This window comes from Corynebacterium sp. 239_CJEI (assembly GCF_001055995.1).
In the GTDB taxonomy this organism is placed as follows: Bacteria; Actinomycetota; Actinomycetes; order Mycobacteriales; family Mycobacteriaceae; genus Corynebacterium; species Corynebacterium jeikeium_D.
The window spans coordinates 23,477-34,014 of the sequence record NZ_JVOW01000027.1 but is presented as its reverse complement, the minus strand read 5'-3'; the positions used below and the strand labels follow the sequence as shown (position 1 = coordinate 34,014).

General features: G+C 58.7%; 9 protein-coding genes and 1 pseudogene. 5 read left to right on the top strand and 5 right to left on the bottom strand.

Features of this window, described 5'->3' with window-relative positions; genetic code table 11:
* The 4 genes and pseudogenes from ADB08_RS11700 to ADB08_RS07490 all read right to left on the bottom strand — a co-directional run.
* A pseudogene (locus ADB08_RS11700) lies at positions 1-230 on the bottom strand (IS30 family transposase); the annotation flags it as partial.
* A 203-nt stretch (positions 231-433) separates the two neighbouring features.
* Positions 434-1,363: an alpha/beta fold hydrolase gene (locus ADB08_RS07500; RefSeq protein WP_049172165.1), complete on the bottom strand. Its 930-nt coding sequence runs from the start codon at positions 1,361-1,363 to the stop codon at positions 434-436.
* Between the two features lie 185 nt (positions 1,364-1,548).
* Positions 1,549-2,979: an adenylosuccinate lyase gene (gene purB / locus ADB08_RS07495; protein WP_042388205.1), complete on the bottom strand. Its 1,431-nt coding sequence runs from the start codon at positions 2,977-2,979 to the stop codon at positions 1,549-1,551.
* Positions 2,980-3,013: 34 nt separating this feature from the next.
* The gene (locus ADB08_RS07490; RefSeq protein ID WP_049172172.1) at positions 3,014-3,463 is read right to left on the bottom strand and encodes a MarR family winged helix-turn-helix transcriptional regulator; all 450 of its coding nucleotides are present in this window, start codon (positions 3,461-3,463) and stop codon (positions 3,014-3,016) included.
* A gap of 259 nt (positions 3,464-3,722) precedes the next feature.
* On the opposite strand from ADB08_RS07490, the gene ADB08_RS07485 reads away from it, so the two are divergent.
* From ADB08_RS07485 to ADB08_RS07465, 5 genes are all read left to right on the top strand, one after another.
* Positions 3,723-5,003 carry an MFS transporter gene (locus ADB08_RS07485; protein ID WP_049172163.1) on the top strand — a complete coding sequence of 427 codons (1,281 nt, stop codon included), beginning with the start codon at positions 3,723-3,725 and terminating at the stop codon, positions 5,001-5,003.
* 120 nt (positions 5,004-5,123) lie between these two features.
* The gene (locus tag ADB08_RS07480) at positions 5,124-5,852 is read left to right on the top strand and encodes an amino acid ABC transporter ATP-binding protein (protein ID WP_049172162.1); all 729 of its coding nucleotides are present in this window, start codon (positions 5,124-5,126) and stop codon (positions 5,850-5,852) included.
* A gap of 15 nt (positions 5,853-5,867) precedes the next feature.
* Entirely contained in the window at positions 5,868-6,809 is a 942-nt protein-coding gene (locus ADB08_RS07475) for a glutamate ABC transporter substrate-binding protein (RefSeq protein ID WP_016421414.1), read from the top strand.
* A gap of 19 nt (positions 6,810-6,828) precedes the next feature.
* Positions 6,829-7,515, top strand: coding sequence for an amino acid ABC transporter permease (locus ADB08_RS07470; protein WP_049172161.1), 687 nt, complete (start codon positions 6,829-6,831; stop codon positions 7,513-7,515).
* Complete coding sequence (locus ADB08_RS07465) at positions 7,515-8,453, top strand: amino acid ABC transporter permease (protein WP_016421416.1); 939 nt, start codon at positions 7,515-7,517, stop codon at positions 8,451-8,453. Before ADB08_RS07470 ends, ADB08_RS07465 begins: the two co-directional genes overlap by 1 nt.
* 216 nt (positions 8,454-8,669) lie before the next feature.
* Here the strand turns inward: ADB08_RS07465 and ADB08_RS07460 are convergent, their stop codons facing one another.
* Positions 8,670-10,481: a BCCT family transporter gene (locus tag ADB08_RS07460; protein ID WP_049172160.1), complete on the bottom strand. Its 1,812-nt coding sequence runs from the start codon at positions 10,479-10,481 to the stop codon at positions 8,670-8,672.
* Between the last annotated feature and the right edge of the window lie 57 nt (positions 10,482-10,538).

Below are 10,538 nucleotides of genomic sequence, written 5' to 3'. Positions count from 1 at the left end.
GAGCCGGCCATAAGCATCTCGTAGATCACGCGATGCTTATCCATCATCGATAACTTCGGGTAGTGCGATTGGTGCTGGATCTCAATTCCGGCTTGTCGCGCCCACCGCCTGACAGTTGGTGAGGGAATCGCTAAATCGCGCCCAACCGCGCTTGCTGATGCCCCGTTGGCAATGTGTTGAAGCGCAATCGGTTTGATGGCACTGTATTTCGTTCGGCGGGTTTGCTTCACTACTTCTCCTGGTCGAAAGTGGTGATGCATTCACCGCCTGAACCTACCAGGCCATTTTTGTCATAAACGCAGTCAGTAACTTGCATCGCCCTGCCGCCGCTGACATAAACGCAGTCAGTAACTCGCATTGGGATAAGTAGCAAAAGATGCCCACCGGTCGACCCGCCGAACGGGCATACTTTTTGTCTATTAACCAGCTCCCCCTAGCGGGACTCCAACCACGCCACAATGTCGGAGTAGACCTCTTCCTTATTCAACTCGTTGAGAATCTCATGGCGACCATCCGGATAGACCTTAAAGCGCACGTCCTTCTTGCCCGCGTTCAGGTATTTGCCCACGACCTCAGTCACACAGGCAGCGCCACCCGCCGGATCAACGGCACCGGAAACCACGAAAAGCGGCAGCTCATCAGGCGCTTTCTCATAGGCTTCAGGCGAGTTCGCGTAGTGCGTGCCGACGAGAAGGTCGCGGAAAAAGGCATTGGTGGGAACGAAACCACACTTGTCGTCCGCAATATAAGCATCGACAATCTTGTGGTCGCGGGTGAGCCAATCAAACTTAGTGCGGCGCTCAAAGTCCTTGTTGTAATCAGCAAAGGTGAGAGTGTTGAGCAGCTTGCCCGGCGCGGTAGGACGAATCTTAGCCAGCAGGTTTGCCACCTTCATTCCCGCGTCGCCCTTAGCCCCTGGCCACGACACGGTGCCCATGATAATGACGCCGGTGAGCCCCTCGCCGTACTTGGCGATGTAGTTACGAGTCAGAAGCGACCCCATGGAGTGGCCGAGAATATAGTGCTTGCTGCCTGGGAATTCAGCATCAACGTACTGGCGCACCGCGTGGAGGTCTTCGAGAATCAAGTTCCAGCCACCGTAGTCAGCGAAGTAGCCCGGGATGCCAGCATCCGTCTTGGTCATACCGTGGCCGCGATGGTCGTGCGCGACGACGGCATAGCCCTGGGATACGAGGTACTCGGCGAACTTGGCGTAGCGGTTGGCGTACTCGACCATGCCGTGGACAATCTGCACCACTCCCTTAGGAGTAATGGGCGCGCCCTTGTCATTTTCTGGAACCCAGCGCAACACATTCAATGTGGCACCTGGGCGAGAAAGCGAAGTCCTAACAGCCGATGTCACGTCGGGCACCTTTCGCGTAGAGGTTTCGATACTTACCGCTCATCGTACCGAGGAAGTTGGCTGCTCACTGGCGCTTTCGCCAACAAACAAAGAAAAACTCTGCCCCCAAAGTGACAGAGTTTTTCAAGGGACCTTGCGTCTTTACGTTTTTGCGTTTACGCGTTTCGCGCGTGACGCACGTGAAGCTACAGAATCTCGCCCGGCTTGTAGGCCGCGGCCTCTGGGTACTTGTCCACGACGGTCTGCACACGCGCAACTACGCGGTCAACCTGAGATTCTGCGGCACCGATGAAAGCGTGGCGGTCTGCCAGAGCGTCGGCAAGCCCTGCGGCATCCAGCGGGAAACGCTCATCTGTAGCGAGACGTTCAGTGAGATTCTGCTCGGCGCCCTTTTCGCGCATATCCAGTGCGGTGGCGACGGCGTGCTCCTTGATGATCTCGTGGGCTTCCTCGCGGCCCATACCAGCGCGGACGGCTGCCATGAGGATCTTGGTGGAGGCGAGGAACGGCAGGTAGCGCTCCAGCTCACGGTCAATCATGGCCGGGAATGCACCGAACTCGGACAGGACGGTGAGGAAGGTTTCGAACATGCCGTCCATGGCGAAGAATGCATCCGGCAGTGCAACGCGGCGGACCACGGAGCAGGAAACGTCGCCTTCGTTCCACTGAGTACCGGCGTATTCGGAGAGCATGGTCATGTAGCCGCGCAGGATGACCTGGAAACCGTGGACGCGCTCACAGGAGCGGGCGTTCATCTTGTGCGGCATGGCGGAAGAGCCAACTTGGCCTTCCTTGAAGCCCTCGGTGACGGTCTCATTACCGGCCATCAGGCGGATGGTGGTGGCCAGCGATGCCGGCCCTGCACCGAGCTCGACCAGCGCGGACAGAGCGTCGAAGTCGAGGGTGCGCGGGTAAACCTGACCGACGGAGTCAAAGACGCGGTCGAAGCCGAGGCCTTCAGCGATTTCGTTTTCCAGGGAGGCCAGCGCGGACTCGTCACCGTCAAGCAGATCCAGCATGTCCTGGGCGGTGCCCATCGGGCCCTTGATGCCGCGCAGCGGGTAGCGGGAGATCAGGTCTTCTACGCGCTCGATACCCAGCAGCATCTCGTCCGCAGCGGAGGCGAAGCGCTTGCCCAGAGTCGTTGCCTGCGCGGCGACGTTGTGGGAACGACCCGCCATGACCAGCGACTGGTACTCGGAGGCCTTCTCGGCAGTGCGGGCGGCAACGGCAACGGCCTTGTCACGCACGACCTTCAGCGACTGCAGAACCTGCAGCTGCTCGACGTTTTCAGTCAGGTCTCGTGAGGTCATTCCCTTGTGAATGTGCTCGGTGCCAGCCAGTTCACAGAACTCTTCAATGCGGGCCTTCACATCGTGGCGAGTAATACGCTCACGGGCGGCAATGGAGTCGAGGTCAACTTGGTCGATGACCTTTTCATACGCCTCGATAGTGCCCTCCGGAACCTCAATTCCGCGAGCGACCTGAGCCTTCAGAACGGCAATCCAGAGCTTGCGCTCGAGGATGATCTTGTACTCAGGGCTCCACAACTCAGCCAGAGTCGCAGAGGCGTATCGGTTAGCAAGGACGTTTGCGATCTTCTTTTTCTCAGCCACGCCCTCAAGTATTCCATGACCACTGCATCCGCGGTTATCTAGGCCATGGATGACCACGCATTTCTTCCACGCCCTCGTTGAATTTGCGCATCAATCGCACGAACTCCGCGAGCTCCGAGTCTTCCCAGCCATGCGTAATGTCATCGACGGTATTCTTACGCGCCTCAATCTCCCGGTGCAGCAGCTCTAGCCCCTTGTCGGTCGCGCTATGCACCTTCGCGCTTGACGACGGCGCGGACCTCTTCGCGATATACCCCTGCCGCATGGCGGCGGCCAGCTGGCGATGCACTGTAGAAATGTCCAGCCCTAGTGCATCGGAGAGCTCGGCGACCGTCATATCCGGCTGTGCTTCCAGCCTAGCCAGCAGTGCTGCGGCGGAGCGATCCAACAGGATGTCCTTACGATGTGGTCGGTAGCCGCTGGAGCTCACCCGGGATAGCAGCATGTTCTCGTAAACGAGCGCGGCCAGGTCGTCGTTTCGCACGGTGGCAGTCAATCCTCTTGTCGCCTTTATGTCGGCCCTTTAATGGGCCTGCGGGATGTATCTGTTTGCTGAACAGCCCCTATTCTAGCGCGCCACGGATGCGGTTAAGGCCGAAAAAGCACATTTGCATCATACAAACCAATTGTTATAATTCGAGCCCTAACTGCATTTTTGCATGATACAAATGCCGGAAAGCAGTTTCGCCAAAGCACTAATTCCACGATCGTTTTCAAACGAGAAAAGAGACCGTATCTTCAGCATGACAACGCATACGACCACACAGAACAGGCACAAACAGAACGAGCAGGACGAGCAGCACGGGCAGGACAAGCTCTTCTCCCCCGCGTTCATCATCAGCTGGCTGATTAACTTCAGCATGTACCTGGTGTTCTACCTTTCAATCACGGTCATGGCGCTCTACGCCGTCCAGCGCTTCTCCGCCTCCGATGCCGCCGGTGGCTTCGCCGCCAGTTCTTTCGTGGTCGGCGCCACCATCGCTCGTCTCTTTTCCGGCTACTTGGTGGACACCTTCGGTGGTCGCAGAATCATGCTTGGCTCGCTCGCTGTCATCGTGGCAGCCTGTGCCGCCTACCTGTGGGCCGCATCCCTGCCGATCCTGATTGCAATCCGCATCATCCACGGCCTGACCTACGCATTCGCTTCCACCGCCGTGATGGCCGCCGCCCAAACCGCTATTCCGGCTTCGCGGCGCGCAGAGGGAACTGGCTACATTTCGCTCGGCACCACCCTGGCCACAGCGATTGGCCCAGCTCTCGGCCTTGCCCTTATTGGTTCGGTCGGCTACGGCGTCCTCTTTGCCACAGCCCTCGGCCTGTCCATTGTCGGACTGGTGCTGGCACTCTTTCTGCCACAACACAACGAGCCCACCACTGCGGCAACCAAGGACGAGGCCACCGAAGACTCGTCGGCAAGCGAGACGAAGCGCACATTTTCCTTCGATGACATCATGACGCCGAGAGTGGTGCCGATTGGCCTGTTCATGCTGCTCATCGGCCTGGCGTATGCGGGCGTGATTACATTCCTGAACCGATACTCGCAGCTGAGCGGCCTGGCTAGAGGCGCCAGCTTCTTCTTCATCGCCTATGCGGTGGCGATGATGGTGGCACGTTTCTCACTGGGACGCCTACAAGATCGCCGCGGCGACAACCCCGTTATCGCCATCGGCCTGGTGTGCTTCACCATCTCACTGCTTGTTCTGGCTTTCGCAACCGCTGACTGGCACGTTATCGCCGCCGGTGCGCTCTGCGGCCTGGGCTACGGCACGCTGATGCCGGCCTGCCAGACCATCTCTGTGCACCTGGCGCCGGCGCACAAGTTGGGCACGGGCATCTCGACGCTGCTCTTGCTTGTCGACGCGGGCATCGGCCTCGGCCCAATCGTGCTTGGTTCGGTAGCCGCCACTATGGGCTTCGACAAGATGTACGCAGGCCTGGCGGTCGTGGTGGTTCTCGCGGCCGTCTTCTACTGGTTCGTGCATGGCCGCAAGCCTGTTGCGAGGCGCCATCGCGTGGATCTTTAGAACTAATTGGTGTGCAGTCACTTTTTACAGGTGAATATCGGACAAGGAACACCGATAGCAGTGATGTGTCGTGAGTCACCTATACTTTTTCACATGACTGAATCATCCACACCACAGAGCATGATTTCGATTGCCGGGGTGAATAAGCACTACGGCGATTACCACGCTTTGCGCGACATCAATCTGGAAATCCCAGCTGGTCAGGTCGTAGTTGTCCTCGGCCCCTCCGGCTCTGGTAAGTCCACACTGTGCCGAACCATCAACCGCCTCGAGACCATCGACAGCGGCGAGATCCGCATCAACGGCAAACTTCTCCCAGAAGAGGGTAAGGAACTCACCCGTCTGCGTGCTGAGGTCGGCATGGTCTTCCAGCAGTTCAACCTCTTCAGCCACATGACCATTCGCGACAATGTCACGTTGGCCCCACTGAAGGTCCGCAAAATCTCCAAAGCCGAGGCCCGCGAGCGTGCGGACAGGCTACTCGCCCGTGTCGGCATTGCGGAACAGGCTGACAAGTACCCGGCACAGCTCTCCGGCGGTCAGCAGCAGCGCGTCGCCATCGCACGCGCCCTGGCCATGGACCCGAAGGTCATGCTTTTCGACGAGCCCACCTCCGCGCTCGACCCGGAAATGATTAACGAGGTCCTCGATGTCATGACCGACCTGGCCAAGGGCGGCATGACCATGGTCTGTGTCACCCACGAGATGAGCTTCGCCCGCCGCGTGGCCGACCGCATCCTGTTCATGGCCGACGGTGCGATTGTCGAAGACACCGACCCGGAGACCTTCTTCACCAACCCGCAGAGCGATCGTGCCAAGGACTTCTTGGCCAAGATCGTCGGACACTAGGCGGGGCTGGTCACCATGAAGCTTTCACTATTACGAGGAGGCCGGGGACGCAGTCGCAACCAGGGCCGCCGAGGTGTCGTCGGCAAGCGAGTTGCGGCGGCTGTCGTAGCTGTTGCCACGACAATGAGCCTCGCGGCCTGCGGTAGCGGCGGACCCCGAAACCTGCTGGCCGATATCGAAGCCGGGCACGTGACGCTGGGTACGAAGTTTGACCAGCCGGGTCTCGGTGAGCGCACTCCGGACCGTGAGTTCGCGGGCGTCGACAACGATGTTTCCCGCTACGTCATTGAGTACATCGCCAACAAGAACGGTTGGGATGTGCCCGAGATGGAGTGGCGCGAGACCCCGTCCGCTCAGCGCGAGACGCTGATTAACAACGGCGAGGTCAACATGATCGCCGCCACCTACTCCATCAACGCTGGCCGCCTGGCTGCCGTCGACTTCGCCGGCCCGTACCTGGTCACGCACCAGGCACTGTTGGTGCGCGGTTCCGAGGGCATCCAGGGGCTTGACGACGTCGCCCCGGGCACTCGCCTGTGTTCTGTATCCGGCTCCACCCCAGCGCAGAAAGTCAAGGACGCTCTACCGGAGGTGCAGCTGCAGGAGTTCGATACCTACGCCGCGTGCGCGGAAGGTGTGAAGCAGGGTGTCGTCGATGCTCTGACCACCGATGCGACTATTCTCGCGGGCTTCGCCCAGCGCTACAAGGAGCGCTTCGGCGACGACTTCCGCGTGGTCGAGCTGCGCAACCCCGATGGTTCCTACTGGACCAATGAGTACTACGGCATCGGCCTGCCCAAGGGTGATGATGCCAGCCGTGAGGCCATCAATGAGGCGCTGGAGTCGCTGTACGACACCGGTGAGCTTCAGAAGATCCTGAAGAAGCATTTGGGCGACAAGTTCGAGCTCGACGACAAGCCGGCAATCGGCGATCTGTCGTTCGTAGAGAAGAAGTAGGAAGGGGTGCGAGCAAACAATGAATCCAGAACTATGGAGTGAAATGGGACCGGAACTGCTTCCGGCTTTCTGGGTGACCATCAAGCTGACGGTTGCCTCGGCAATTGGTTCCCTGATTTTTGGCACGCTTCTCACCGCTATGCGTGTGAGCCCCGTGGGAATCCTACGTACCCTGTCGACCTGGTACATCAGCATTGTCCGCAATACCCCGCTGACGTTGATTGTGCTGCTGGCCTCGATGGGTCTCTACTACAACTTGGGGCTGCTGCTGGCTGCGGAGAATGACTCCTTCATTGTCAAGCAGAACTTCCGTCTCGCGGTGTTGGCGTTTGTTGCCTACACCTCGTGCTTCGTTGCGGAGTCCCTGCGCGCCGGTATTAATACTGTGCCGTTCGGTCAGGCCGAAGCCGCCCGCTCCCTGGGGCTTAGCTTCGGCCAGAGCTTCCGCTACATCATCTTCCCGCAGGCGTTCCGTGGCGCTATCGTGCCGCTCGGCAACACCCTGATCGCGCTGACCAAGAACACCACGATTGCCTCGGTAATCGGTGTGGCTGAAGCGTCGCTGCTGATGAAGACCATGACCGAAAACTACGCCAGCGATATCCTGATTATCTTCGGCATCATCGCTGTCGGCTTTATTATTCTGACTCTGCCGACCGGCCTGTTCTTCGGCTGGGCTGGCAAGCGATGGGCGGTGAAGCGCTAATGGCTACTCGCGCAACAGTTCTTTACGACGCGCCGGGCCCCAAGGCTCAGCGCTTCAACCGAACCCTCACCTGGATCGTGGCCGCAATCACCGTTGCGATTCTCGCCTGGGTGGGAATGAAGCTGGCCGACAAGGGCCAGTTCGAGGCCAATAAATGGTCGTTCTTCCTCGAATCCACAACCTGGACCACATACATTCTGCCCGGTCTGGTCAGCACCATTGTCGCGGCTGTCGTCTCTATTGTGTTGGCACTGGTTATTGGCGCTCTCCTGGGCGTCGGCAGGCTGAGCCCGGTCGCACCGGTGCGCTGGCTGTGCTCGGTGATTGTCGAGTTCTTCCGCGCCATTCCGGTGCTGGTGCTCATGCTGTTTGCCTACTCGGTGTTCGCGCTTTGGCAGCTGTTTCCGTCGAACTACCTCGGCTTTGCCGCCGTTGTGTTTGGCCTGACCATGTACAACGGCTCCGTCATTGGCGAGACACTGCGCTCCGGCATCGAGTCGCTGCCGAAGGGCCAGCGTGAGGCCGCGATTGCGCTGGGTCTCTCCCACCGCCAGACGATGGTCACTATTTTGCTGCCGCAGGCAGTCGCCGCCATGCTGCCGGCGATTATCTCGCAGATGGTCATTGCGCTGAAGGACTCCGCGCTGGGTTACATGATTGGCTACGTCGAGGTTGTCCGCTCTGGCCGCCAGCTTGGCGAGTACTACGGCGCCATGATTCCATCGCTGGTCGTCGTGGCGATCATTCTCATTGCCATCAACTTCGGCCTGGCCAACCTTGCCGAGCGTATCGAAAGCCAGCTCCGCGCCGGCCGCGCCCGCCGCAACATCATTGCGAAGGTCCCGCATCAGCCTGACGTCGGTGTCACCACCAAGGACCAGGCCAACGTGGATTGGCACGATGAGGACTACAAGGACCTCCGAGGCACCTACGAGTAGAGCTAATCACGGCTTAACGCCACACTTGCTTTACGACGAACACAGCGACGCCGCCCACGGAAACTGCTAAAGGTTTCCGCTGGGCGGCGTTTTTATTTGGCTACAGCCTTTGCCTTCGCTCTTATCGATGCACTACTCACTGATGGCCACGCTACAGCGCACCGATAGGTGAATAGCGTGGCCACAAGTGCCGGGCACTACTGCGACCGTGCTCTACTATGACTCAGACTTCGTCCCCGACTCCTCTGGGCTCTCCGATTCCGACTTTTCGCCAGACTCAAACTCACCTTCAACGACCACATCGGACTGAATAACCAGACGTCCCTCTTCATCGTGGGTGTACTCAAAGCGCGGCAGCTCATTGCCCTCTTCGTCGTAGCCCGGCGCGGGTGCGGCTTCGTGCTTCTCCAACTTCTCTGGAGTATCGGTCTTCTCCCACTGGCGGGTAACCGGCTTGCGCACTGCCATGTGGTCATCACTCATGCCTTTGACCAAGGAGTACATCATCACAAAGTGGAGGAAGAAGAACGGTACACCGATGACGATCACCGCAGATTGCAGCGCTTCCAGTGCGGTTTCACCAGAAATCAGCAGCAGAGAAGCTGCCACTGCACCAATCATGACGCCCCACAGCACGCGGTAGAAGGTCGGAGTCTTGTTTTCCTCACCGGTAGACATCATGTCCATCACCATCGAAGCCGAGTCGATGGAAGTGACGAAGAAGATCATAATCACAAAGAGCGCAAACACACTGACAAGCGTTGCCAACGGGAACTGCTCCAGGAGGATAAAGAGCGCCGGTGACGGGTCTCCGCCCTCGACAACTGGTTTGGTCAGAATACCGGGCTGCTCATTTTCCAGTTCGAAGCCAGCGCGGCCGAAGATAGAGAACCACATGATTGACACGATTGTCGGCAGTGCAATCACACCGGCAATGAACTGACGGACTGTACGGCCGCGGGAAATACGGGCGACGAACATGCCCACAAATGGCGACCAGCAGATTGTCCAGGCCCAGTAGAAGACCGTCCAGGCGCCCTGTTTCCAATTCGGGTTGACGTCGTAAGAGTCAGTCCAGAACGTGATGCGAGGCAGCGCATCCAAGTAGACACCTGTCGTATCGACGGTCTGGCGCAGCAGCGTCAAAGTCGGCCCCATGAGCAGCACGAAAACCATCAATGCCATGGCGGCCCAAATGTTCGCATTGGACAACACCTTAATACCTTTGTCCAGACCGCGGGCCACGGAAATCGAGGCAATCACAATAATGATGGCAATCAGAATGAGCTGCACCATCGAGTTTTCCGGGGTACCGATTACACGAGCAGCACCGGAGTTAATCTGCAGCGCACCCATGCCCACCGATACCGCGATACCGACGACGGTACCGATGATGGCGACGGCGTCGATAAGCTTGCCCGGCCATGAGTAGATGCGGGTACCGAGCAGCGGCGCGAAGATGGAGGAGACGCGCGGCGGCAGGTGACGCTTGTAAATGAAGTACCCGAGCGCGAGCCCCGGCAGCGCCATGATGACCCACATGTGAATACCCAGGTGGTAGATGGTAAATGCCATCGCAGTGTTCTGAGCTTCGCGGCTCATCGGCTCTTGACCGAACGGCGGGTTGTAGGCATGGTTGAGCGGTTCAGCCACGCCCCAGAACATCAGCATGGAGCCAGTACCACCGGCGAAGAGCATGCCGAACCATTCGGCGATGGTGTATTCGGGCTCTTCGTCATCATCGCCAAGCTGGATGCGTCCGTAGCGGGACACAAACAAGCCGATGAGGAAGATAAAACTTGCCGAGACACCACCGATGAACAGCCAGCCCATGTTAGACGTAACCCAATCGGAAGCGGCCGAGTAGGCATCCCGAGCGGTATCCCCCAGCGCTATGGTCACTGCCACAAAGAGGACAATGAAACCCATCGCCGTCGTGAAGATCAACGGGTCGGTCGGCAGGTTCTTAAGAAAACCGCCCGACTTCTTTTCTTGCGTTTTTACTTGTGGCGTTTGTGTAGATCCCATTATCGGGGTCAGCGCCTTTCACTTCTAGATTGTCTGTCTCAGAAAAGACAGCTCGGA

Bases quoted from the DNA above. Each gene is read 5' to 3' on its own strand.
- ADB08_RS07475 (WP_016421414.1), top strand. From the start codon at position 5,868: ATGAAGCTTTCACTATTACGAGGAGGCCGGGGACGCAGTCGCAACCAG.
- ADB08_RS07480 (WP_049172162.1), top strand. From the start codon at position 5,124: ATGATTTCGATTGCCGGGGTGAATAAGCACTACGGCGATTACCACGCT.
- ADB08_RS07460 (WP_049172160.1), bottom strand. From the start codon at position 10,481: ATGGGATCTACACAAACGCCACAAGTAAAAACGCAAGAAAAGAAGTCG.
- ADB08_RS07465 (WP_016421416.1), top strand. From the start codon at position 7,515: ATGGCTACTCGCGCAACAGTTCTTTACGACGCGCCGGGCCCCAAGGCT.
- ADB08_RS07485 (WP_049172163.1), top strand. From the start codon at position 3,723: ATGACAACGCATACGACCACACAGAACAGGCACAAACAGAACGAGCAG.
- ADB08_RS07470 (WP_049172161.1), top strand. From the start codon at position 6,829: ATGAATCCAGAACTATGGAGTGAAATGGGACCGGAACTGCTTCCGGCT.